The sequence below is a fragment of the Segniliparus sp. genome, from assembly GCF_051660745.1.
Lineage (GTDB): Bacteria > Actinomycetota > Actinomycetes > Mycobacteriales > Mycobacteriaceae > Segniliparus.
Genome location: NZ_JBOFQF010000028.1, coordinates 219,931 through 243,949 on the forward strand (window position 1 = coordinate 219,931; position 24,019 = coordinate 243,949).

Annotated in this window: 20 protein-coding genes, 1 tRNA gene and 1 riboswitch; of the genes, 16 read left to right on the top strand and 5 right to left on the bottom strand. The window is 69.0% G+C overall.

Features of this window, described 5'->3' with window-relative positions:
* Positions 1–4: 4 nt before the first annotated feature.
* On the top strand, positions 5–655 hold the full coding sequence (locus ACRC20_RS08540; protein WP_438685934.1) for a DsbA family oxidoreductase: 651 nt from the start codon (positions 5–7) through the stop codon (positions 653–655).
* Here the strand turns inward: ACRC20_RS08540 and ACRC20_RS08545 are convergent.
* Complete coding sequence (locus ACRC20_RS08545) at positions 652–1,881, bottom strand: M48 family metalloprotease (RefSeq protein ID WP_438685935.1); 1,230 nt, start codon at positions 1,879–1,881, stop codon at positions 652–654. The two genes, ACRC20_RS08540 and ACRC20_RS08545, sit on opposite strands and share 4 nt — an antisense overlap.
* Before the next feature lie 110 nt (positions 1,882–1,991).
* Between ACRC20_RS08545 and ACRC20_RS08550 the strand changes: the two genes are divergently transcribed.
* From ACRC20_RS08550 to ACRC20_RS08570, 5 genes are all read left to right on the top strand, one after another.
* Positions 1,992–2,456, top strand: a complete 465-nt coding sequence (locus tag ACRC20_RS08550; protein ID WP_438685936.1) for a ribose-5-phosphate isomerase — start codon at positions 1,992–1,994, stop codon at positions 2,454–2,456.
* An 86-nt stretch (positions 2,457–2,542) separates the two neighbouring features.
* Positions 2,543–2,616 (top strand) — tRNA-Gly (locus tag ACRC20_RS08555).
* Between the two features lie 89 nt (positions 2,617–2,705).
* Positions 2,706–3,029 carry a hypothetical protein gene (locus tag ACRC20_RS08560; RefSeq protein WP_438685937.1) on the top strand — a complete coding sequence of 108 codons (324 nt, stop codon included), beginning with the start codon at positions 2,706–2,708 and terminating at the stop codon, positions 3,027–3,029.
* 98 nt (positions 3,030–3,127) lie between these two features.
* On the top strand, positions 3,128–3,526 hold the full coding sequence (locus tag ACRC20_RS08565; RefSeq protein WP_438686200.1) for a PaaI family thioesterase: 399 nt from the start codon (positions 3,128–3,130) through the stop codon (positions 3,524–3,526).
* Positions 3,527–3,667: 141 nt separating this feature from the next.
* Entirely contained in the window at positions 3,668–5,083 is a 1,416-nt protein-coding gene (locus tag ACRC20_RS08570) for an aldehyde dehydrogenase family protein (RefSeq protein WP_438685938.1), read from the top strand.
* A 15-nt stretch (positions 5,084–5,098) separates the two neighbouring features.
* Here ACRC20_RS08570 and ACRC20_RS08575 read toward each other — a convergent pair whose 3' ends face one another.
* The gene (locus tag ACRC20_RS08575; protein WP_438685939.1) at positions 5,099–5,563 is read right to left on the bottom strand and encodes a tRNA (cytidine(34)-2'-O)-methyltransferase; all 465 of its coding nucleotides are present in this window, start codon (positions 5,561–5,563) and stop codon (positions 5,099–5,101) included.
* An 81-nt stretch (positions 5,564–5,644) separates the two neighbouring features.
* On the opposite strand from ACRC20_RS08575, the gene ACRC20_RS08580 reads away from it, so the two are divergent.
* Together ACRC20_RS08580 and ACRC20_RS08585 are read left to right on the top strand one after the other, a co-directional pair.
* On the top strand, positions 5,645–6,502 hold the full coding sequence (locus ACRC20_RS08580; RefSeq protein WP_438685940.1) for a bifunctional methylenetetrahydrofolate dehydrogenase/methenyltetrahydrofolate cyclohydrolase: 858 nt from the start codon (positions 5,645–5,647) through the stop codon (positions 6,500–6,502).
* Positions 6,499–6,819: a DUF3017 domain-containing protein gene (locus ACRC20_RS08585; protein WP_438685941.1), complete on the top strand. Its 321-nt coding sequence runs from the start codon at positions 6,499–6,501 to the stop codon at positions 6,817–6,819. The genes ACRC20_RS08580 and ACRC20_RS08585 overlap by 4 nt, the downstream gene beginning before the upstream one ends.
* Positions 6,820–6,825: 6 nt before the next feature.
* On the opposite strand, the gene metX is transcribed toward ACRC20_RS08585, so the two are convergent.
* Both metX and ACRC20_RS08595 read right to left on the bottom strand, forming a co-directional pair.
* Positions 6,826–7,980: a homoserine O-acetyltransferase MetX gene (metX, locus tag ACRC20_RS08590; RefSeq protein ID WP_438685942.1), complete on the bottom strand. Its 1,155-nt coding sequence runs from the start codon at positions 7,978–7,980 to the stop codon at positions 6,826–6,828.
* The gene (locus tag ACRC20_RS08595) at positions 7,977–9,302 is read right to left on the bottom strand and encodes a bifunctional o-acetylhomoserine/o-acetylserine sulfhydrylase (protein WP_438685943.1); all 1,326 of its coding nucleotides are present in this window, start codon (positions 9,300–9,302) and stop codon (positions 7,977–7,979) included. Before ACRC20_RS08595 ends, metX begins: the two co-directional genes overlap by 4 nt.
* Positions 9,303–9,414: 112 nt before the next feature.
* Positions 9,415–9,532: riboswitch (SAM riboswitch) on the bottom strand.
* A 148-nt stretch (positions 9,533–9,680) separates the two neighbouring features.
* On the opposite strand from ACRC20_RS08595, the gene ACRC20_RS08600 reads away from it, so the two are divergent.
* The 3 genes from ACRC20_RS08600 (at position 9,681) to ACRC20_RS08610 (ending at position 16,251) form a co-directional block, all read left to right on the top strand.
* A complete protein-coding gene (locus tag ACRC20_RS08600) occupies positions 9,681–10,898 on the top strand; it encodes an NADP-dependent isocitrate dehydrogenase (RefSeq protein ID WP_438685944.1) in 1,218 nt (405 codons plus the stop codon).
* Between the two features lie 132 nt (positions 10,899–11,030).
* On the top strand, positions 11,031–11,513 hold the full coding sequence (locus ACRC20_RS08605) for a VOC family protein (protein ID WP_438685945.1): 483 nt from the start codon (positions 11,031–11,033) through the stop codon (positions 11,511–11,513).
* Positions 11,497–16,251, top strand: a complete 4,755-nt coding sequence (locus tag ACRC20_RS08610; RefSeq protein WP_438685946.1) for an NAD-glutamate dehydrogenase — start codon at positions 11,497–11,499, stop codon at positions 16,249–16,251. Before ACRC20_RS08605 ends, ACRC20_RS08610 begins: the two co-directional genes overlap by 17 nt.
* Positions 16,252–16,260: 9 nt before the next feature.
* On the opposite strand, the gene ACRC20_RS08615 is transcribed toward ACRC20_RS08610, so the two are convergent.
* Positions 16,261–17,463, bottom strand: coding sequence for a permease (locus ACRC20_RS08615; protein ID WP_438685947.1), 1,203 nt, complete (start codon positions 17,461–17,463; stop codon positions 16,261–16,263).
* Positions 17,464–17,545: 82 nt separating this feature from the next.
* Between ACRC20_RS08615 and ACRC20_RS08620 the strand changes: the two genes are divergently transcribed.
* From ACRC20_RS08620 to ACRC20_RS08640, 5 genes are all read left to right on the top strand, one after another.
* Positions 17,546–18,526 (top strand): adenosine deaminase, encoded by a 981-nt coding sequence (locus tag ACRC20_RS08620; protein ID WP_438685948.1) that lies wholly within the window; start codon positions 17,546–17,548, stop codon positions 18,524–18,526.
* 72 nt (positions 18,527–18,598) lie between these two features.
* Positions 18,599–19,507 (top strand): cytochrome c biogenesis CcdA family protein, encoded by a 909-nt coding sequence (locus ACRC20_RS08625; protein WP_438685949.1) that lies wholly within the window; start codon positions 18,599–18,601, stop codon positions 19,505–19,507.
* Positions 19,504–20,217 carry a hypothetical protein gene (locus ACRC20_RS08630; RefSeq protein WP_438685950.1) on the top strand — a complete coding sequence of 238 codons (714 nt, stop codon included), beginning with the start codon at positions 19,504–19,506 and terminating at the stop codon, positions 20,215–20,217. The genes ACRC20_RS08625 and ACRC20_RS08630 overlap by 4 nt, the downstream gene beginning before the upstream one ends.
* Positions 20,218–20,249: 32 nt before the next feature.
* Complete coding sequence (uvrA, locus tag ACRC20_RS08635) at positions 20,250–23,114, top strand: excinuclease ABC subunit UvrA (protein ID WP_438685951.1); 2,865 nt, start codon at positions 20,250–20,252, stop codon at positions 23,112–23,114.
* Positions 23,111–23,968, top strand: coding sequence for an acyl-CoA thioesterase (locus tag ACRC20_RS08640; RefSeq protein WP_438685952.1), 858 nt, complete (start codon positions 23,111–23,113; stop codon positions 23,966–23,968). The genes uvrA and ACRC20_RS08640 overlap by 4 nt, the downstream gene beginning before the upstream one ends.
* Positions 23,969–24,019 lie beyond the last annotated feature (51 nt).

A 24,019-nucleotide genomic window follows, 5' to 3' on the forward strand; every position in this document is an offset into this window, starting at 1 on the left:
CCCGATGCCGGAGAACAAAAAAGACCTCATCGAATTCTGGTTCGACCCGGCCTGCCCGTGGTGCTGGCTCACCTCCCGCTGGATCCTCGAAGTCGAAAAGGTCCGCGATGTCGAGGTGAAGTTCCACGTCATGAGCCTGTACGTGCTGAACGAGGGCAGGGAGGGGCTGTCCGACTTCTACCGCGAGCTCATGCCCAAGACACTGCCCGCCGTCCGGGTGGTCGAGGCCGCGCGGCAGAAGCTCGGCGAGGACGTGGTGAGCCCGCTGTACACCGCGCTCGGCTCGCGCATCCACCAGCCGAGGCCGGAGGACGCGGAGCGCCCGGACCAGCGCGAGCTCGTCCCTGCGGCGTTGGCGGAGGCAGGCCTGCCCGCCGAGCTGGCCGAGGCGGCTGTCGAGGACCCGTTCGGCTCGGGCCCGTACGACGAGGCGATCCGCGCCAGCCACCACGCGGGCATGGACAAAGTGGGCCCGGACGTCGGGACGCCCACGATCCACATCAACGGTGTCGCCTTCTTCGGCCCGGTGATCTCCCGCGTCCCGAAGGGCGAGGAGGCGGGGAAGCTGTGGGACGGCGCGTTGGCGCTCTCCAACTACCCGTACTTCTACGAGCTCAAGCGGACCAGGACGGAAGGCCCCCAGCTCGCCCTTTAGGCGGGCGGGGCGTGGCCGTCTTCTCTCGGCGGCGCGTCTTTCCTCGGCGGAGGAGCCCAGTGCTGGTGGGCGTGCCCTGCCTGGTGCTGGGCAGAGAGGGCAGGCTCGTGCGACGGCGCGGGCGCGGTGTGCCCGACAGCAGAGGGAAGACGCCCGAGCGGCACCGACGGGACGACGCCCTGCGGCGGCGCGGCGGGCTGCGGCGAGCGCGGCGGCGCAAAGCCGGGCGTCGGCTTGGGGGCGAAGAAGAGCGCGCCAGCGCGGGAGCGGTCCCGCAACGCCCATGCGCGCCATGTGCCGATCGGGTGGCTCGCGAGGAAGTTCACGAACCACACGAAAAAGCCCCGGTCCCGCATGGCCCGGTCCGTGTACGTGTCCACGTCGATCTGGTGGTTCAGGTACTTGCCGGCCGAGAGCAGCCGTATGGTGCCCATCGCGCCCTGCGGGTAGACGCTGTAGCCGTGGTTGTCCGCCGTGTACTCCTGCGCGCGGGAGAGCGCCATCTGCAGGGGCGGGAAGTACTGCGCGATCTGGAAGACCAGCATTCGCGCGTAGCTCGTGTGCCCCGCGGAGATGTGCCCGCACTCGTGGCCGATCACGAAGGCCAGCGCGTCGGGGTCGCGTGCCTCGCCGCCTGCCTCGAACAGATCGCTGTAGACGACGATGAAACGTCGGAAGCCATGGCCGGAGGAGAACGCGTTGATCGTGCCGCTGCCAGAGACCACGTACGCCTCGGGGATCTTCTTGAGCCCGTAGTGCTGCGCCGCGTTCGCCACCATTTGGTACGCCTGGGGGAACTGCGTCGGGGTGATCTCGACCGCCTGCGCGCGCTGCGAGCCCCAGAGCACGCCTCGTCCGAAGAGGATGAGCAGCGGGAGGAGCATGATGAAGAGGAACGGCAGCACTGCTGTCAGCCGTTCGAAGAAGCCTGGATGGGCAACGGAGATCACGTCTTTGCCCAGGTTCGCGTCATGCGTCACGAGCACCTTGTCCGGCACGCCAAGGTAGGTGACGATGGCCCCGACCAGGACCAAGACCACCACGGCCAGCACGAACAAGATGGTGACGACGAGCAGCGGGATCTCCCCGGGGTGGCGCGGGATCTGGAACTTGAGCGGGCGATGAGGGTGCTGCTGGTGCTGCCCGTTCTGTTGCTGGTACGCCTGCGGCTGCGCGGGATAGGGCGCGTAGCCTCCGCCGATGTGGCTCGATGAGAACTCCGTCATAGCGCAGGAGCCTAGCAGCGGGACTGAGATTCCACCTGCGGCCCGGCAGATCGGCGGATCGACCTCGGGGCAGCTGGACTCGGCGGCAGCAGGTCTGCAAGACTGGGCCTGTGCGTATCTACCTCGGCGGCGACCATGCCGGTTTTGAGCTCAAAAGCGTTGTGAAACGCCACCTCCTCGACGAAGGCTACGAGGTCATCGACTGCGGGGCCTACGAGTACGACCCGCAGGACGACTACCCGGCGTTCTGCGTCGAGGCCGCCCGGCAGGTGGTCGCGGACCCAGGCAGCCTGGGGATCGTGTTCGGCGGCAGCGGCAACGGCGAGCAGATCGCGGCGAACAAAGTGCCGGGCGCGCGGTGCGCGCTCGCATGGAGCACACAGACCGCGCAGCTCGCCCGCGAGCACAACAACGCCCAGCTCATCGGCATCGGCGGACGGATGCACACGGAGGAAGAGGCGCTCGCCATCGTGGACGCCTTCCTCGGCGCGCAGTGGTCCGGAGAACCCCGTCATCAGCGGCGGATCGACCAGCTCGCGCATTACGAGCGCACCGGAGAGCTGGAAAAGCTGTAGCGCAGGCGCTCAAGGCCCCGGCGCTGCTCGGGCGGCGAACTTGACGTGGTCGGTACTATCGACATGGTCCGCTTGAGGCGGGCCGCGCGGGCGTAGCTCAATGGTAGAGCCTCAGTCTTCCAAACTGATTACGCGGGTTCGATTCCCGTCGCCCGCTCCACAGGGCCCTCGGCGGGGCTGGAGCCGCGAGGTCCCGCAGCGGCTGAAATCTCGTTGCTCGGCGATCAGGAACGCGGCTAACATCGCTGTGTGGCTCACAACGGTGTGGAAAACGTCGACCCCTCGGTGGATCTGTTCGCTCTTTTCGGCATAGCCGACTACCTTGAGCGCAAGGGCGTTGTCGAGAGGGCGATTCCGCTGGTCGCCCGCGTGCTCGACTGCACCGTCGAAGAGGCCGCGTTGCTGCACGCCAAGCAGAAAGCCCCGGCGGAGGCCTGGGTCAACGAGAACGCCGCCAACGACGAGCAGTGGTCGTCCGAGCGCGCCCACAACACGTTCCAGCTGTTGCTGCAGCATATGGACCCGGACGAGGCCAGCCGCGCGGTCGTCTGGCTCGAGAACTTGAACAGGTAGAGCGTGCGGTGACGGCCGAACCCGAGGCCTCGTTGCCCGTGTTGGAGTACTTGCGCCGCCAGCTCGCGGGGGAGCTGCGGCCGGGCGAAGCCACGCATATGCGGTATCCGACCGCGATCTCCCGGCTGCTCGACTTCCAGATCGTCGACGTCGGCGAGGGGACCGCGTCGCTCCGGGCCGAGGTCGACCCCGCTCGGCACGGCAACCAGCAGGGGACTGTGCACGGCGGCTTCCTCGTCGAGCTCGCGGACGCGGCGATCGGCACGGCCCACTCGACCCTCATGCGGCCCGGCGAGACGTTCACGAGCATCGACATCCGGGCGGCTTTCCTGCGCCCGGTGTGGTCGGACGTCCTGGTCGCCACCGCGCGCCCGTCCCATTCCGGGCGGACGATCACCCATTACGCCTGCGACATCGTGCGCTCGGACGGCAAGCCTGCGGCGACGGTCACGAGCACGGTGATGACCCTGCGCGGGGAACGGGCCGAAGGCAGGTAGGGCGGCCGGGCGGTGTGCGCCTTTTCATCTGATTCTTTCTTCTGTGTCCAATAACACTTTCATAAATGGAGCGTACGCTATACTTGTGTTATGTATCTCAGTCTGAGGTAACACGCTGCGTTTGATCGTGAAAGGGACGATATGACAACTGCGACCGCCCATCCCAACGGCACGACGAAGGAAGCCGCCCCCGACGCGCGGAGCGTGGTCGCCGGGCTCCGCGCCACGTTCGACTCCGGGCGCACTCGGGACGTCGAATGGCGGTTGCGCCAGTTGGAGGCATTGGATCGGCTGCTCTCGGAGAACGAGGAAGCGATCGCAGCGGCGCTCAAGCAGGATCTCGGACGAGACGCCTACTCCAGTTGGCTGATCGAGATCCTGTCGGTCAACATGGACAACAGCTATGTGCGCAAGCATCTGCGCGCTTGGGCCAAGCCGCAGAAAAGCGCGCCGCCCCTGTCTTTCCGGGGGCTCTCCAGCATGAGCTACCAGCCGACCCCGAAAGGGGTGGTCCTCGTCATCAGCCCGTGGAATTATCCGGTCTTCTTGAGCATCGCGCCGCTGGTCAGCGCGCTCGCCGCAGGCAATACGGTCGTCATCAAGCCGTCGGAGCTCACCCCGGCTTCGGCTCGGCTGCTCGCCGAACTCGTGCCGAAATACGTCGATCCGACGGCGGTCGCGGTGGTCGAGGGCGGCCCCGAGGAGACGCAGACGCTCATCGACCAGGGTCTGGACCATATTTTCTTCACCGGTAGCGAGCGTGTTGGCAAGCTGGTCGCCCGCTCGGCGGCGGAGCACCTGACTCCGGTCACGTTGGAGCTCGGCGGCAAATGCCCTGTCATCGTGGCCAGGGACGCGAACGTGGCGGTGGCGGCGCGTCGTGTCGCGGCCACGAAGCTGGTCAACGTGGGACAGACCTGCGTCGCTCCAGACTATTTGCTGGTGGAACGGCCGGTGCTCGAAGAGTTCACGGCGAAGCTGGTCGCCGAGATCAAGAAGCAACGCGTCGACGCGGGACAGCCGGTGCGGGTGATCCACCGCAAGCACGCGGAGCATATCGCGCGGCTGGTCGCGACCAGCGGCGGCGAGCACGTGCTGCCGGGCTCTGTGGACACGGAGACGCTCAAGGTGGAGCCCGCCGTGGTGCTGAATCCCGATCTGGACTCCCCGCTCATGCGAGAAGAGATTTTCGGCCCTATTCTGCCGATCATCCCGGTGGACTCGATCGCGGAAGCCATCGCGTTCGTCCGGAGCAGGCCCCGTCCCCTCGCCGCCTACGTGTTCACCGCTTCGAGCGCGGTGGAGCGGCAGGTGATCGCCGAGACTCTGTCCGGAGCCGTCGTGGTCAACCAGGCGGTGTTCCATTGCGCCATTCCCTCGTTGCCGTTCGGCGGGGTCGGCGCGAGCGGCTACGGCTCTTCTCGGGGGAAGTTCGGATTCGACGAGTTCAGCCAGAAGCGTGCACTGATGTCGATGCGCACGACGCCGGACCTGCCGCTGTTGTACCCGCCGTTCACGAAGGCGAAGCGCTGGTTGGCGCGGGCGATGATCCGTTGATCGCAGCCTGAGCGGTCAGGAACTGCCTGCGAAGCCGTGCTGGCGCCACGCCTCGTACACCGCGAGCGTCGCGGCGTTGGCGAGGTTGAGCGAACGCCTGCCCGCCAGCATGGGGATGCGCAGTCGCGCCTCGACACGGGGATGGTTCGCGACCTCCTCGGGGAGCCCGGTCGGCTCGGGGCCGAACAGCAGCACGTCCCCCGTCCGGTAGGCGATGTCGCTGTAGCGCGCCGAGCCGGACGTGGTGAACGCGAAGACCCTCGCGCCGGGGGCCGCCGCCAGCGCCTCGTCGAACCCCGGATGGACGACCACATGCGCGAGGTCGTGGTAATCGAGCCCTGCCCGGCGCAGCTTGGGCTCGGAGAGGTCGAAGCCGAGCGGCTCGACAAGGTGCAGCTCGCAGCCGGTCGCGGCGGAAACGCGGATCATGCTGCCGGTGTTGCCCGCGATCCTCGGCTCGTAGAGCATCACGCGGAACATGCGGGCCTCCTGTTCGTCCGTCGCATCGGGGCGATCTGGACGCAGCTCGGGCCACGTTGTTCGATCTGGCAGACTAGAGGCATGACTGCGATTGTGCTTGATGTCCGATCTGTCCGCGATCAGATCATGGACGATCTGGCCAAACGTGTCGCGGGCCTCGCCGAGCGCGGCGTGGTCCCGGGCCTTGGCACCATCCTCGTCGGCGACGACCCCGGCAGCCACGCGTACGTGCGCGGCAAGCATGCCGACTGCGCGGCGATCGGCGTGACCTCGCTCGCCCGCGAACTGCCGTCGGACGCGTCGTTCGAGCAGGTCGCCGATGTGATCGACGAGCTCAACGCCGACCCGTCGTGCACCGGCTACATCGTGCAGCTGCCGTTGCCGGGGCACCTGGACGAGAACGCGGCGCTCGAGCGTATCGACCCGGACAAGGACGCGGACGGCCTGCACCCCACCAGTCTCGGCAGGCTCGCGCTGGGCATTCCAGGCCCGCAGGCCTGCACCCCGAAGGGGATCGTGCACCTGCTCGCCGTGTCCGGGATTCCGCTCGTCGGGGCCGACGTGGTGATCGTCGGCCGGGGCGTGACTGTGGGCAGGCCGCTGTCGATCCTGCTCTCCCGTCCGCCCTACAACGCGACGGTGACCGTGTGCCACAGCAAGACCAAAGACCTCGCCGGGCATGTGCGCCGCGCCGACGTGGTGGTCGCCGGAGTGGGGGTTCCGGGGTTCGTCACCGAAGACATGGTCCGTCCCGGCGCGACGGTCATCGACGTCGGCCTCACCCGCACCGACGCAGGCCTGGTCGGAGATGTGAGCCTGAAGGCGCGCGAGGTCGCCGGGACGGTGTCGCCCAATCCCGGCGGGGTGGGACTGCTCACGCGGGCCATGCTGCTCGCCAACGTGGTGGAGCTCGCCGAACGGCAGATCGGCCAGTCGTGAGCGAGGCAGGCAGCGAGCACCACCGGCGAGCATTGCGGGTGCGCCTCCTGCTCAACCAGGCGCCGTTCCTCGTGGTCGTGTTCCTGCTGCTCGTGGCGGCGGTGTTAGTGGAGCTCGACCGGTGGCGGCGCGGCGGCGCGGTGATCGGCTTCGCGGTCATCACGGCGGCTGTTTTCCGCGCGGCGCTGCCGACGAACCGGGTGGGGCTTCTCGCGGTGCGCGGACGGCTCTTCGACGTGGTCGTGCTTGCCCTGGTCGGGGCCGCGATCCTGTGGGTCTCGTGGACGATCAACCCGCTCGGCACCAGGGCAGGCTGACCGGCCCTAGCGCCGTTCGGCGATCGCCAGCGTCTCGGCGATCAGCGCGCCCACCGCTTTCGCCTCGACGAGGAAGCCGTCGTGGCCGTATTTGGAATGGATGACACGGAGCTCGCCCGCGCCAGCCAGGTGCTTGGCGATCTCCTCCTGCTGGTGGATCGGGTAGAGCCGGTCGCTGTCGATCCCGGCCACGACGGTCGGGACGGCGCAGCCGCCGAGGGCGGCTTTGACGCCGCCCCGGCCCCGGCCGACGTCGTGGTGGTTGAGCGCGCCCGACAGCGCGACGTAGCTGCCGGGGTCGAACCGGACGGCGAGCTTGCGCGCTTGGTGGTCGAGGTAGCTCGACACCGAGTAGCGGCCCCGCCACAGCGGCTCCTCGTCGCCCTGCGGGGTGTTCGCGAACCTCTCGTCGAGCTCGGCTTCGGACCGGTATGTGAGGTGCGCGAAGCGCCGCGCGATCCCCATGCCGACGAGCGGGACGCGCCCGGTGCCGTAGTAGTCGCCGCCATGCCAGTCCGGATCGGCCTGGATGGCTTGGATCTGCGCGGTCTGGGTGCCGATCTGGTCCGCCGAGGCGCGGGCTCCGACCGCGAGGACGAGCCCGCTCGCGACCCGTCCTGGATGGCCGACAAGCCATTCGAGCGCCCGCGCTCCGCCCATCGAGCCGCCGATGACGCTCGCGAACCGTTCGACTCCGAGGACGTCGGCAAGCGCGACTTCGGCGCGAGCCTGGTCGCGGACGGTGATCCGGGGGAAGCGCGAGCCCCAGGCGCGCCCGTCCGGGGCGGGCGCGCCCGGGCCGGTCGACCCGTTGCACCCGCCGAGGACGTTGGCGGCCACGACGCACCAGCGGTCTGTGTCGAGCACGGCTCCCCGCCCGACCGTCCCGTCCCACCAGCCGGGGCGCCGCCCGTCCGGCTCGTCGGCCCCTGCGACGTTGTCGTCGCCGGTGAGCGCGTGCAGCACGAGCACGACGTTGTCGAGATCCGGCGTCGGCCTGCCCCACCGGCGGAAGGACATCACGACGTCGGACAACTCGCCGCCCCGGTCGAGCGCGACCGGGCCGATCCGGGCGAGCTGCTGCTCCCCGTCAGGACGATGCGTCCACGAGGAGGGCGTTCGGTCCACGAATTCGCGCGGCGAGTGAGCAGTGACGGTCAAGCGGCGGCTGCCTTGAACCCGAGCTGCAGGTCGGCGATGATGTCGTCGACGCCCTCAAGGCCGACGGCGAGCCGCACGAGGCCGGGGGTGACGCCTGCCTGCAGCTGCGCCTCGGGGGTCAGCTGCGAGTGCGTGGTCGAAGCCGGGTGGATGACCAGCGAGCGGACGTCGCCGATGTTCGCCACGTGGCTGTGCAGGCGGAGGGCGTCGACGAACCGCTTCCCGGCCTCGACTCCGCCGTCGATCTCGAAGGCGAGGACCGCGCCCTGGCCCTTCGGCAGGAGCTGTTTCGCGCGCTCGTGCCAGGGCGAAGAAGCCAGCCCGGCGTAGTTGACCGAGAGCACCTGGGAGTGGTCCGAGAGGAAGTCGGCGATCTGCCGGGCGTTGGAGACGTGCCGCTCCACTCGGAGGCTGAGCGTCTCAAGCCCCTGGGACAGCAGGAACGCGTTGAAGGGGGAGATGGCCGGGCCGAGGTCGCGCAGGAACTGGGTGCGGGCCTTGAGCGCGAAGGCGGGCGGGCCCTGCTCGGCCCAGACGAGGCCGTGGTAGCTCGGGTCCGGGGCAGTGAATTGCGGGTAGCGGCCCGAGGTCCAGTCGAACGTGCCGCCGTCGACCAGCACGCCCGCGATGGCGGTGCCATGGCCCGCGAGGTACTTCGTTGCCGAGTGCACCACCACGTCCGCGCCGTGCGCGAGCGGGTTGATCAGGTACGGCGTGGCGACGGTGTTGTCCACGACGAGCGCGATCCCGTGCTCGTGCGCGACGGAGGAGACCCCGGGGATGTCGAAGACGTCGTTGAGGGGGTTGGAGATGACCTCGCCGAAGAACGCCTTCGTGTTCGGGCGGACCGCGGCGCGCCAGTGGTCGAGGTTGTCGGGGTCCTCGACGAAGGTGACCTCGATCCCGAGCTTGGGCAGGGTGTGCAGCAAGAGGTTCTGGGTGCCGCCGTAGAGCCGGGGGCTGGACACGATGTGGCCGCCCGCCTCGGCGAGGTTGAGCAAGGCGACCGACTCCGCCGCCTGGCCAGAGGCCAGCAGCAGGGCGGCGACGCCGCCTTCGAGCGCGGCGATCCGCTCTTCGACGACGACATTCGTCGGGTTGGAGAGGCGGGTGTAGGCGTGCCCCTCCGGTTCGAGCGCGAACAGCGCCGCCGCGTGGTCGGTGTCGCGGAAGACGTACGAGGTGGTCTGGTAGATCGGCAACGCCCTGGCGTAGGTCTGCGAGTCGGGGGACTGGCCCGCGTGGATCTGCTTGGTCTCGAAGCTCCAGTTCGAGGGGTCAGGAGCGGTGGCAGAGCTGGTCGCGGAGTCGGGGTTGGTCATAATCTCTCCAAAAGGTCGAGGTGTTGCGTTGAGAGGGATACCACATGGCTCTGCCTCCTTGCTTTGTCGGAGGATCTCGCGAGACCTTCCGCTTGGAGCCCCCTCGGCCGGGGACCCGCGCTTGCCGCCCGTGGCTTCCACAGGCAAACCAGGTCCTCACCCGGAGCACCCCACCGCGGCACGGGGGTTGCTGGCTAGCGAGCCGGGGCTTCGTGCTAGCACTCTTGACCTGGGGTCATCATAACGCATAGGAGTAGAGGTCACGATGCTGCGGGGCCGCTCGGGAGGCAGACCAAGGACGGGGTAAGTTGAGAAGGTCAGGCGCCATACCCCGGCGCAGGTTTGACGCACGCCGATCCCAGGAGGGCCGGGCACCGAATGTCCAAAATCAAGGTAGAGGGAGTCATCGTCGATCTTGACGGCGACGAGATGACACGCATCATCTGGAAGTTCATCAAAGACAAACTCATCTTTCCGTATTTGGACATCGACATCGAGTACTACGACCTGGGGATCGAACACCGCGACGCCACGAACGACCAGGTGACCGTCGACGCGGCCGAGGCGATCAAACGCCACGGCGTCGGCGTCAAATGCGCCACCATCACCCCGGACGAGGCCCGGGTGACGGAATTCGGCCTCAAGAAGATGTGGAAGTCGCCGAACGGGACCATCCGCAACATCCTCGGCGGGACCATCTTCCGCGCCCCGATCATCATCCAGTCCGTGCCACGGCTCGTGCCGGGCTGGACCAAGCCGATCATCATCGGCCGCCACGCCTTCGGCGACCAGTACCGGGCGACGGACTTCAAAGTCCCCGGCGCGGGCACGGTCACCATCACCTACACCCCCTCGGACGGCGGGGAGCCGATCCAGCACGAAGTGGTGAAGCTGCCGGAGTGCGGCGGCGTCGTGATGGGCATGTACAACTTCAACGACTCGATCCGGGACTTCGCCCGCGCCTCGCTCAACTACGGCCTGCAGCAGAACTACCCGGTGTACCTCTCGACGAAGAACACCATCCTCAAGGCGTACGACGGCGCGTTCAAGGACATCTTCCAAGAAGTCTTCGAGCAGGAGTTCAAAGCCGAGTTCGACGCGGCGGGCCTCACCTACGAGCACCGCTTGATCGACGACATGGTTGCCTCCGCGCTCAAGTGGGAGGGCGGCTACGTCTGGGCCTGCAAGAACTACGACGGCGACGTGCAGTCCGACACCGTGGCGCAGGGCTTCGGCTCGCTCGGCCTGATGACCTCGGTCCTGCTCACCCCGGACGGCAAGATCTGCGAGTCCGAGGCGGCGCACGGCACCGTGACCCGGCACTACCGCCAGTACCAGCAGGGCAAGCCCACCTCGACCAACCCGGTCGCCTCGATCTTCGCGTGGACCCGCGGCCTCGCGCACCGAGGCAGGCTCGACGGGACCCGAGAGGTCGAAGGCTTCGCCCACAAGCTCGAAGACGTGGTGGTGCGGACCATCGAGGGCGGGAAGATGACCAAGGACCTCGCCCTCTTGGTCGGCGGCGACCAAACCTGGCTCACCACCGAGGAGTTCCTCTCGGTGCTCGACGAGAATCTGCAGGCCGAGTTGGCATGATCGCGACTTTCCGGTGGATGAGATGCCAGGCCACGAGCGTCGATGTGTACGAAAGGACGGGTACATGAGACGCGAAGTATCCCCCGCAAGCGGGAGGTACCCCCAGCCGCAGATCGCCGCCGGGGAGGCGCGATGAGCATCCGGGTCGGCATCGCGAACGTGATCGTCGACAACCAAGAGCAAGCCGAGCGCTTCTACACCGAGATGCTCGGCTTCGTGAAGCACGTCGATGTTCCTGCCGGGGGAGCCCGCTGGCTCACGCTGGTCTCCCCGGACGCCCCCCGCCTGCCGGACGGGAGCCCCGCCGTGCAGCTGCTCCTCGAGCCCGCGGGGTTCGAGCCCGCCAAAATCTACAAGCGCAAGCTGTACGAGGCAGGCGTCCCGTACACGATGTTTTTCGTCGACGACCTCGCCGCAGAGCATGCCCGGCTCAGCGCGGCAGGAGTCCGGTTCGCCTCGGAGCCTGCTGATACCGGCGACGGCCTCGCGGCCGTCCTCGACGACCAGGGCGGAAATTTGATCATGCTCTACCAAGCTCATGAGCACAGCCAGGCTCACGAGCACCGGCAGCCGCATGGTCGGGCAGAAGGAGAAGGGCATGGCGACGCGGACTGAGCTCGCGCATTTGGGCCGGACGTTCGGAGAGCTCTCCGACGAGCAGCGGTCCTGGCTCGACGAGCTCGCGAGGACGTACACCGAGTCCGCCGCGCCCGACCCGCAGTCGGTGCTGGACCATGTCCACCTCGGCATGGTCCGCGACCGGGGAGCCGACCGGGTGCGGACCGCCCGCCTCCACGGCGTCCCGAAAGTCTTCATCGTCACCGACGACATGCCGCTGCTCGTGCAGTCCGTCTCCTCCCTGGTCGAGTCGTCCGGCGCGCGGATCACCGCTTTGGAGCACCCCGTTCTCGCCGTGCGCCGGGACGAGTCGGGGCATCTCGTGGACGTGGTGCTGGACGGGGTCGCGCCGACGTACGCGTTCAACGAGTCGTGGATCCAGGTCAGCCTCGCCGAGAACGTCGGCGACGAAGTCCTCGCCGCGATCGACGCGGCGCTGCCGGGGGTGCTTCGGGACGTCCGCCGGGTCAGCGACGACCACGCGACGATGCTCGGCCAGCTCGTCCGTCTCGCGGAGAGCCTGCCGCAGCAGGGGACGGGCCTGGAGCTCGCGAACACGGCCAGGCTTTTGCGCTGGCTCGCCGAGGAGCATTTCGTCCTGCTGGGCTACCGCTCCTACGAAGCCGACGCGAGCCAAGACACGGCTGCGCACTGGCGGCCAGACTCGGGCAGCGGCCTCGGCGTGCTCCGGGACGGGGCCCCCGAGCCGATCAGGCTGTCGGCTCCGCCCGCGCCAGGCGACCAGGTCCTCGTGGTGGCGCAGAGCCCCCGGTCGTCGACAGTCGGCGCGTTGCGCCACCCGTACGTCGTCATGGTGCGCGAGTCCCCCGCAAGCGGGCGGGGACCCCAGGGCGATGGGGGAGCCCCGCATCGCGAGCACCGCTTCCTCGGCATGTTCCCGGTGTCCGCCGTCTACGAGAACGTCCTGGACATCCCGGTGGTCGCCGAGCGCGCGTTGGAGGTCCTGGCCCGTTCGGGCGTGGCGCTCGGCTCGCATTCCGGGCAGCAGATCCTCGAAGTCGTCTCGGGGCTGCCCCGCGCGGAGCTTTTCTCGACGGACCTCGACACGCTGCACGAGATCGCCTCGTCGGCGCTGTCCATCGACGCCCGGCGCAGCCTCCGGCTGTTCCTGCGCCAGGACCCCTTGGGCGAGCGCGTGCTGGCCTGGACGCGGCTGCCGCAGGACCACTACACGACGGCGGTGCGCCTCGCCATGCGGGACATCCTCGTCGAGGAGCTCGGCGGCACGGGCGTCGACTACACCGCACGGGTGACCGAGGCCGCGCTCGCATGGGTGTTCTTCACCGTGCGCGGGCCGTTTGCGTCCGAGCCGGATTGCTCCTCGGCAAATCAACAGCGGATCCAGGCCCTGCTCGCCGCCGCGAGCAGGACGTGGGAGGACCGCCTCGCCGACGAGGCCGGGCTGGCCCCGGAGGCGGCGCAATGGTACGCGACGGCGCTGCCCGGCTCCTACCAGGAAGACTTCGCGCCCGCAGAGGCGGCGGAGGACATCGCGGCGCTTGAGGCGTTGGGCGAGGACGAGCTCCGCGCGCGCCTGGACCCCGTCGACACGGCGCATCGGAGCGGGGCCGAGGCGGCTTTGACGCTCTATGTCCGGGGCGGGCCCGCGACGGTCAGCATGGTGCTGCCGCTGACGACGAGCCTCGGGCTCACCACGCTGTACGAGAAGCCGTACGAGGTGCGCCGGTCGGACGGCGCGCAGTGCTGGATCTACCAATTCGGCCTGCGCCCGGAGGACCAGGGCATGAGCGGGCGTCTCGCAGATCCGGAAGTCCGCGCGAAACTCGTCGACGCGTTCGAGGCGCTCTGGCACGGAGAAGCCGAGGCGGACCAGCTCGGCGTGCTCACGCTGCAGGCGGGGCTGCACTGGCGGGAGGTCGCCTTGCTGCGCGCGTACGCGCAGTACTTGCGCCAGATCGACTTCCCGTACCCGGTCAGCCACATCAGCCGGGTGCTCCTGCGCTATGCGGGCACGGCGGCGCTCCTGGTGCGGCTGTTCGCCGCGACGTTCAGCCCCGAGGAGGCCTCCGACGAGGCGAGGAACCAGGCGCTCGATGCGTTGCGCCGCGCGGTGGCCTCGGTGATCTCCCTGGACGAGGACCGGGTCCTCCAGGCCTACCTCGACCTGATCGAGGCGACGTTGCGGACGAACTTCTTCCGCGCGGACCGCCGCGATGTGATCGCGCTCAAGCTCGCGCCGCGCAGGCTCGCCGAGCTCTCGCTCAAGGATCTGCCCAAGCCGGTGCCGCAATTCGAGGTCTTCGTCTCGTCGCCGAGGGTGGAGGGCGTGCATCTGCGGTTCGGCGCGGTGGCGCGCGGGGGCATCCGGTGGTCGGACCGGCTCTCCGACTTCCGCACCGAGATCTTGGGCCTCGCGAAGGCGCAGACCGCGAAGAACGCGGTCATCGTCCCGGTCGGGGCGAAGGGCGGGTTCGTGGTCAAGCGGCCGGTTCCGCCGGAAGCTTTCCGGGACGAGGGCGTGGCCTGCTACAAGCTGTTCATCGGCGGCCTTTTGGACCTCACCGACAACATCGTCCAACATTCCAACGAGGTCGTCCCGCCGCCGGGCGTGGTGCGCCGGGACGGGGACGACCCGTATTTGGTGGTCGCGGCGGACAAAGGCACCGCGACCTTCTCCGACATGGCGAACGGGATCGCGAAGAGCTACGGGTTCTGGCTGGGCGACGCCTTCGCCTCGGGCGGCTCGGTCGGCTACGACCACAAGGCCATGGGCATCACCGCGCGCGGCGCGTGGGAGAGCGTGCGGCGGCACTTCTGGGAGATGGGGGTGGACCCGCAGACGACGGACTTCACCGTGGTCGGCGTCGGCGACATGTCGGGCGACGTGTTCGGCAACGGCATGCTGCGCAGCCCGCGCATCAAGCTCCTCGCCGCCTTCGACCACCGGCACGTGTTCCTCGACCCGGCCCCCGACCCGGGGCGCTCGTTCTCGGAGCGCGAGCGGCTGTTCGCGCTGCCGCGCTCGTCCTGGGCCGACTACGACGCCTCGCTGATCAGCGAGGGCGGCGGCGTGTGGGGGCGCGGGGTGAAAGCGGTGCCGTTGAGCCCGCAGGCCCGCGCCGCCCTCGGCCTCGCCGACGACGTGGCGGAGCTTTCGCCGCCCGAGGTCATCCGGGCGATCCTCAAAGCCCCGGTCGACCTGCTGTGGAACGGCGGGATCGGGACCTACATCAAAGCGAGCGCCCAATCCGACGCGGAGGTCGGCGACAAGACCAACGACGAGCTGCGCGTCGACGGGCGCGACGTGCGGGCCAAGGTGGTCGGCGAGGGCGGGAACCTCGGCGTGACCCAGCTCGGCCGGATCGAGTACGCGCGGACGGGCGGGCGGATCAACACCGACGCCATCGACAACTCTGCCGGAGTGGACTGCTCGGACCACGAGGTGAACATCAAGATCCTCCTGAGCCAGCTCGAATCCGAGGGCAGGCTGCCGGACGACCAGCGCCGCCTGCTCCTGGAGTCGCTCACCGACGAGGTCGCCGAACTGGTGCTCGCGGACAACATCGCCCAGAACGACGAGCTTGGCGTCGGCAGGCACACGGCGGCGCAATTCGTCGACGTGCACGCGCGACAGATCCAAAAGCTGGTCGACACGGGCAGGCTGGACCGCAAGGTCGAGTTCCTGCCGAACCAGGCGCAACTGCGCGAGCTCGCGGCTGCCGGTCAGGGCCTCACCTCCCCGGAGCTCTCGGTGCTGCTCGCGTACGCGAAGCTGAGCCTGAAGCAGGACCTGCTCGCCAGCGACCTGCCGGACAACGACATCTACGAGCCGAAGCTGCGGGCGTACTTCCCCTCCGGCGTCGGCCCCCAGGCAGAGGCGGTCGTTGGCACGCACACGCTGCGCAGGCAGATCGTGGCCACACAGCTCGCCAATGAGATCGTGGACATCGGCGGGACGACGTTCGCCTACCGGATGGCCGAGGAGTCCGGGGTCTCCGCCTCCGACGTGGCCCGTGCCTTCTCGGTGGCGATGGAGATCTTCGACCTGCGCCAGGTGCTCGCCCTGGTGGACCGGTCTTCGACGCCCGCGCCCGCGGCGGACCGGGCGCTCACCCAGGTGCGCAGGCTTTTGGACCGGTCGTGCCGGTGGCTGGTGGCCTCGCGGCCCCAACCGCTCGCGGTGCGCTCCGAGATCGCCAGGTACGCGCCGCAGATCGCCAGGACCAAGGCGCTGGTCCCCGGCTGGCTCCGGGACGACGACGCCCTGGGCTACGCCAAGGGCCAGGAGGCGCTGGCGCAGATCGGGGCCTCGCCAGAGCTCGCGGCACGGGCGGCGAGGCTCATCTACGAGTTCAGCCTCCTCGACGTCGTGGATGTCGCGGAGCTGGCCGACCGGTCGGTCGAGCAAGTGGGCGAGCTGTACTTCCGGCTGGGCTCCGAGCTCGGGGTCGACCGGGTGATCACGCTGGCGACGCTGCTCCCGGTCAAGGACCAATGGCAGGTCAAGGCCCGCCTGGCGCTTCGCGAGGAGTTGTACGGCGCGCTGCGGACCCTCAGTTTGGACGTGCTTGCCGACTCCGACCCCGAGGAGTCGGCGGCGGAGCAGATCGCGGATTGGCGGGCGCGGAACTCGACCCGGGTGGGCCGGGCGCAGGAGACGCTCGCCTCGGTCTTCGAGTCGGGGGTGACCGACCTCGCGGCTATCTCGGTGGCGACCCGCTGGGTCCGGTCCATGACGAGAGGCTCGTACTAGCCGGTCAGGCTAGCCGTGGTGCTCGCCGTTGTGCCCGTGGTGCTCGCCGTGGCAGGCGTGGTCGTGCTCCGTGTCGGGGTCCCCGCCCATCATCCGGAGCATCGGGAGCCCGCCCGTGGCGAAGAACCTCGCCGTCAGCGCCGCCGCGACGGCGAGGAAGGCGATGTTGAGCCAGGTGGTGTAGTTCCAGGAGATCCCCTCGTGCATGATCGCGGCCGACCGCTCGCCAGGGATGAGGCCAGTCGCGCCGAAGAGGATCTCGACCAGGTACCCGGCGCCGACCGTCGCGGCGTAGAACGAAGCCGTCAGCACGAGCGCCATCTTGGCCCCGTAGTACTTGCGGTAGATGTTCAAGATCGGCAGGATCAAGAGGTCGGCGAAGATGAACGCGACGACGCCGCCGAAGCTGATGCCCCCGTTCCAGAGGACCGCCGCCAACGGCACGTTGCCGATGGAGCAGACGAAGGACAGGACCGCGACGACCGGTCCGACGATCGGCCCCCACAGCGCGGAGACGAGCGGGTGGTCGGTGAAGAAGAACGCCTGCCAGAAGGACTCGGGCACCCAGGCCGCGACCGCGCCCGCGATGACGAGGCCGACGACCAGGTCGCGCAGGACCGCGGCCCATTCCATGACGAAGACGTGCGACACGGCGGTGAAGCCTTTGGGGGAGAGCAGCCGTCGCCAGAACCCGCCCTCGCCGCCGACGGACATGTCCATCGCGGCGTGGCCCTCCATCGAGCCCGCGACCCCGAGCTCCGCCTGCTCCCTGGCCTTCTCGACCAGCCGTCCCCGTAGGAAGAGCCGGAAGAGCACGGCGAGCAGCACGATCATGATCGGGCCGCCGACGAATTCGGCGGCGGTGAACTGCCAGCCCAGCAGCAGCGCCAGGATGACGCCGATCTCGACCACGAGGTTGGTCGAGGCGATTTCGAAGGCCATGGCCGCGGTGAAGTTCGCGCCTTTGCGGAACAGCGAGCGGGCGAGCGCGACCGCCGCGTACGAGCAGGACGACGACGCGGCGCCGAGGATGGAGGCCACCGCGAGCGTCCGGGGGCGGTCGTCGCCCATGAGCCGCACGATTGTCGATTTGCGCACTGCCGCCTGCACGACCGCCGAGAGCAGGAACCCCAGGATCAGCGCCCATAGGATCTCCCAGGTCATGGTTCCGGCGAGCGCCAAGGCCCGGGTGGCTGCGTCCAATATGCTCATGCCGAAGACTATACCCCTATGGGGTATTCTTGTCGAGTGCGGGCCGTCGTGCGGAGGCCGGTTCGGCGGCTACAGTTGGGCTATGCCCCCGTTGCCCGTCGCCGAGCTGCACGTCCACGTCGAAGGCACGCTGGAGGCCGAGCTCCTGGTCGCGCTCGCGCGGCGCAACGACGTGGCGCTGCCGACCTACGACCCGGTGGCGCTGACCGAGCGGTACCGCCATTTCACCAGCCTGCAGTCCTTTCTCGACGTGTACTACGCGAATCTCGCGGTGCTGCGCTCCGCGACGGATTTCTACGACCTCATGGCCGCCTACCTGCGCCGAGCGGCTGCGGCAGGGGTGCGCAGGGCCGAGGTCTTCTTCGACCCCCAGACGCATCTGAACAACGGGGTCGGATTCGAGACCTTGGTCGAAGGCTTCTCCTCGGCCGTCGCCGACGCGCCGATATCGGCAGACCTCATCCTGTGCTTCCTGCGCGACCTCGGGCCGGACGCCGCGGAGCAGACGCTGCGGGCGGGGCTCGAATTCCGCGAGCACTTCATCGGAGTCGGGCTCGACTCCGCCGAGCTGGGCCACCCGCCCCGGCTCTTCAAGCGCGTCTACGAGATCGCGGCGGCCGAAGGCCTGCGCAAGGTCGCGCACGCGGGGGAGGAGGCCGGGCCCGAGTACGTCTGGGAGGCGCTCGACATCCTCGGGGTCGAGCGGATCGACCACGGCGTGCGCTCCCTCGCCGATCCACGGCTTGTGGCGCGCCTTCGCGCGGACCGCGTCCCGCTCACTGTCTGCCCGCTGTCCAACGTCTGCCTCAAAGGCGTCGGCTCGCTCGCGGAGCATCCGCTCAAGACCATGCTCGACGCGGGCCTGGTGGTCACGGTCAACAGCGACGACCCGGCGTATTTCGGCGGGCATGTGGACGACAACTTCGCCGCCGTGCGCGCCGCGCTTGGGCTCTCCGCCGAGGACGTGCGCCAGTTGGCGCTCAACTCTTTCGAGGCGAGCTTCGCCCCTCGCGAGGACAAGGAGCGCTGGCAGGCCGAGGTCCTGAGCGCCCAGATCGGCTGATCTGCGAGCCCGTGCCGTCGGTCCAGCCGGTCCCGCCGGCTAGACTGTCGGCACGGAAGGCAGGTGAGCGCGATGAGCGGACACGCGGTGTTCAGCCTCGCCTTGGGCGCGGGGCTCGTCGCCGCGCTGAACCCGTGCGGGTTCGCGTTCCTGCCCGGCTGCCTGGGGCTCGTCATCGCGGGCAACGGGCAGGACGTCTCGCGAAGGACGGCGGTGGCCCGCGCGGCGGCTGCGACGCTCGCGATGGCCGCCGGGTTCGTCACGGTGTTCGGCCTCTTCGGCCTGGTGGTGTCCCCGTTGGTCGCCTCCGCGCAGAAGTACCTCCCGTTCGCGACGGTCGTCGTCGGGGCGCTGCTCGTCGCGATGGGGGGCTGGCTCTTAGCGGGCAAAGACCTCGCCGTGATGCTGCCGAGGGCGGGCCGGAGCGCGCCGACCGCGCGGCTCGGATCGATGTACGGCTACGGCGTCGGGTACGCGATCGCCTCGTTGTCGTGCACGTTGGGCCCGTTCCTCGCGCTGATCGGCGCGACGTTCCGGAAGGGGTCCTGGCTGAACGGCGTGCTCGCTTTCCTCGTCTACGCTGGCGGCATGGCCGTCACGGTCGGCGCGGTGGCGGTCGCGGTGGCCCTCGTCGGCTCGTCCGTCGCGGACAAGATCCGGGGCTTTCTGCCGCACATCAACCGGATCGCGGGCGCGATCGTCCTCGTGACCGGTTTGTACGTGGCGTACTACGGGTACTACGAGATCCGGCTGTTCTTCGCCGACGGCGACCCGAAGGACTCGATCATCGAGGCGGCGGCTTCGGTGCAGATCTGGCTCGAGTACCACGTCGACAAGCTCGGGGCCTGGCCCTTCGCGACCTTTATCCTCGGTGTCGCCCTCGGCTTGTTCGGCGGACGGGGGAGCAGGGCCACGGGGAGCAGGGGCACGGGGAGCGAAGGCGCGGCGGAGGGAAAGACGGACGGAAAGGAGTCCGGATGAACGAGGAACGAGCGCTCCGATTGGCGGAGCCCGCCTTGGCGGCCGATATCGCGAGGTTCGCGGCGGCGGCGGTGCGGCTGGACCCTTCGGCGGTGGTGCGGCTCAAGGCCCGGGCGAACGGCAGGGTCGGCGTGTGGGCGCAAACCGGTTTCGACGTGCTCGCCATGCGTTCCACTCTCGGCGAGGTCCGTCCGGCGGACATCGTGGTGGACGCCGGGGAGCTGCGCGACTCCCTCTCGGCGGAGGGCGCGCAGGAGGTTCCGCTCGGCTGGGGCTTCGACTCGTCGTGGAAGGGGTCGTTGCCGCCGGAGGAGGGGTTCGCGCAGGTGGACGACGTTCCGGTCCGCGAGCTCGTGGAACTCGCGCAACGCGGGATGGCGCTTGTCGAGGAGCACGCCGGGCCGCAGGGCCCGCCGCCTTCGCTCCTCGACTCGGTCGTGGTCACCGCGACCTCGGACGACGGGCAGGGCGCTGACGCCCCGGGTGGGCTGAGCACAGAGGTGCCGCTGCGCTGTGTTTTCGCCTTGACAGCGATGGGCTTCGTCACGACCCGGACCGGGCGCCTGGTCCGGGCGAAGACGGACCGCCTCGCCATCGCAGGCGACGAGATGGCGCGGATCCGCGCGCATCCCAGCTGGCTGCGGGTGGACACCCGGTTCGGATCGGTCTACTGGCGCCATGCGGGCCAGCGCTTGAAGCTCGCGCTCTGACGGTTGTCAGTGCTTGCGTCTACGATAGTGCGGTGACAGATCGGCTCATCATTCGCGGCGCGCGGGAACACAACCTGCGCGGCGTGGACTTGGACTTGCCGCGCGACAGCCTCATCGTGTTCACGGGGCTCTCCGGGTCCGGCAAGTCCTCCCTCGCCTTCGACACCATCTTCGCCGAGGGGCAGCGCCGCTACGTCGAGTCCCTCTCGGCGTACGCGCGGCAGTTCCTCGGGCAGATGGACAAGCCCGACGTGGACTTCATCGAGGGGCTTTCGCCTGCGGTCTCCATCGACCAGAAGGCCACCAACCGCAACCCCCGCTCGACCGTCGGCACGATCACCGAGGTGTACGACTACCTGCGGCTCCTCTACGCAAGGGCGGGCACCCCGCACTGCCCCGAATGCGGCGCGGTCATCGCGCGGCAGACGCCGCAGCAGATCGTCGACCAGGTGCTCGCGATGGCGGAGGGCACAAAGTTCCAGGTCCTCGCCCCGGTGGTGCGCACCCGCAAGGGCGAGTTCGTCGACCTCTTCGCGCAGCTGCACAGCCAGGGCTACGCGCGCGCCAGGGTGGACGGGGTGGTCCATTCGCTCGCCGACCCGCCGACCCTCAAGAAGCAGGAGAAGCACGACGTCGAGGTGGTCGTGGACCGCCTCGTCGTGAAGGGCTCCGCCAGGGTCCGGCTCACCGACTCGGTCGAGACGGCGCTGCGCCTCGCCGACGGCGTCGTGGTGCTCGACTTCGTGGACCTGCCCGAGGACGACCCGGAGCGGGAGCGGCGCTTCTCCGAGAAGATGGCCTGCCCGAACGGGCACCCCATCGCGGTGGACGACCTCGAGCCCCGCTCGTTCTCGTTCAACTCCCCGTACGGCGCCTGCCCGACCTGCGACGGCCTTGGCGTGCGCAAGGAAGTCGACGCGGACCTGGTGATCCCCGACCCGGAGCTCTCGCTCGCCGATGGCGCGGTCGCGCCGTGGGCGAGCGGCATGCACGCGGACTACTTCTTCCAGATGCTCGCCGGGGTCTCCGTCGCGATGGACTTCGACCTCGGCACCCCGTGGCAAGACCTGCCGCCCGCCGCGAGGAAGGTCGTCCTCGAGGGCTCGGACGCGAAGGTCGAGGTGAACTACAAGAACCGCCACGGCAGGAAACGCTCGTACTCGGTGGACTTCGAAGGCGTCATCCCGTGGCTGCACCGCCGTCTCTCCAACACCGAGTCCGACTTCATGCGCGAGAAGTACGAAGGCTTCATGCGCGAAGTCCCCTGTCCCGACTGCCGGGGGGCGCGGTTGCGCCCGGAGATCTTGTCGGTCACCCTCGGCGCGGACGGGAGGTCCATCGCCGAGGTCTGCGCGCTGTCGGTCAAGGAGTGCTCGAAGTACCTGGACGCCCTCGTCCTCGACGCCCAGGGCGCGATGATCGCGGGCCGCGTCCTCAAAGAGGTGCAGGCCCGTCTGAAATTCCTCCTCGACGTCGGCCTGGAGTACCTGTCCCTCGACCGCGCGGCGGGGTCGCTCTCCGGCGGCGAGGCGCAGCGCATCCGGCTCGCCACACAGATCGGCTCGGGCCTGACCGGGGTGCTCTACGTGCTGGACGAGCCGTCCATCGGCCTGCACCAGCGCGACAACCACCGCCTCATCGAGACGTTGACCAGGCTGCGCGACATCGGCAACACCCTCATCGTTGTCGAGCACGACGAGGACACGATCCGCCAGTCCGACTGGGTCGTGGACATCGGCCCGGGAGCGGGGGAGCACGGCGGCCAGGTCGTGCACAGCGGGACCTACCCGGAGCTCTTGAAGAACAAGCAGTCCCTGACCGGGGCGTACCTTGCGGGGCGGGCGGAGATCGCGGTCCCCGACAGCCGCCGCCCGTGGAAGCACAAGCTCACGGTCGTCGGCGCGCGCGAGCACAACCTCAAGGACCTCACGGCCTCCTTCCCGATCGGCGTGCTGGTCGCGGTGACCGGCGTGTCCGGGTCGGGCAAGTCCACCCTGGTCAACGACATCCTGGCACGGGTCTTGGCGAACAAGCTCAACGGCGCGCGGCTGCCGGTCGGCAGGCACACCCGCGTCACCGGCCTCGACCAGCTCGACAAGCTGGTGCAGGTGGACCAGACCCCCATCGGCCGCACCCCGAGGTCGAACCCGGCCACCTACACCGGCGTCTTCGACAAGATCCGCAGCCTGTTCGCCGCCACGCAGGAGGCGAAGGTCCGGGGCTACGCGCCGGGCCGGTTCTCGTTCAACGTCAAGGGCGGGCGCTGCGAGGCCTGCCAGGGCGACGGCACGGTCAAGATCGAGATGAACTTCCTGCCGGACGTGTACGTGCCTTGCGAGGTCTGCCATGGCGCCCGGTACAACCGGGAGACCCTGGAAGTGCACTACAAGGGCAAGAACATCTCCGAGATCCTCGACCTGCCGATCGAGGAGGCCGCCGAGTTTTTCAAGCCGATCTCCTCGATCAGCCGCTACCTCGACACCTTGGTGGACGTCGGCCTCGGCTACGTGCGGCTCGGCCAACCGGCGACGACGCTCTCCGGCGGCGAGGCGCAGCGCGTGAAGCTCGCCTCCGAGCTGCAGAAGCGCTCGACCGGCAGGACGGTGTACATCCTCGACGAGCCGACGACCGGCCTGCATTTCGAGGACATCCGCAAGCTCCTGGCCATCGTGGGCGGGCTCGTGGACAAAGGGAACACGGTGATCGTCATCGAGCACAACTTGGACGTGATCAAGGCCGCCGACTGGATCGTCGACCTCGGCCCCGAGGGCGGCTCTGGCGGCGGGACGATCGTCGCCGAGGGCGTCCCGGAGGACGTGGCGCGCTCCGAGCGCAGCCACACGGGCAGGTTCTTGCGCGACGTCCTCAAAACTCAAGAGCTGGAGGCAGTGGGATGACGAGCATCGAGACACAGCGGCTCGTCCAGATCCTCAACTTGGAGCGGATCGACCGGGACATCTTCCGGGGCGGCGCCATGCCGAGCCGTCTGCCGCGCACGTTCGGCGGCCAGGTCGCCGCGCAGTGCCTCGTGGCCGCCGTGAGCACGGTGGGGGAGGACCGTGTCGCGCACTCGCTGCACGGCTACTTCCTGCGGCCCGGCAGGCCTGCCGAGCCGACGGTGTTCACCGTGGGGCGGATCCGCGACGGCGGCTCGTTCACCACGCGCGAGGTGCACGCCATCCAGGACGGCGAGACGATCTTCACGATGACCTGCTCCTTCCAGGTCGAGACGAGCGGCGTGGAGCATCAGGACGAGATGCCGAAGATTCCAGGGCCCGAGGAATGCGAGACCCCGTCCAGCTGGCGTTACTTCGTGGAGGAGTGGCCGGACTGGGATGTGCGCCGGGTGTCTCGGGACGCGTTGGTGGACGCGGAGCGGACGCTCGCCCGCCAGCGGGTGTGGATCCGGCACCGGGACCGGCTGCCGGACGACCGGACGCTGCACGTCGGCGGTCTCGCGTATTTGAGCGACATGACCCTCCTCATGGCGGCGCGCGGCCCGCACGGCGGGATGGACACGCAGGCGAGGGTCGTCTCGCTCGACCACGCGGTGTGGATCATGCGCCCGTTCCGGGTGGACGAGTGGCTGCTCTACGACCAGGTGTCGCCCTCGGCGCAAGGCGGCCGCGCGCTCGTGCAGGGCAGGCTCTTCGACCAGTCCGGCCGTCTCGTGGCTTCGGTGGCGCAGGAGGGCGGCATCAAGCTCGTGCCCGCAGTGTCGGACAAGCCGAGCTGGATCAAGCCGGAGTAAGGGCGGTCCCGCTCTGCGGGATCGGGGGTCGCGATGGTCTGGGGCCGAATC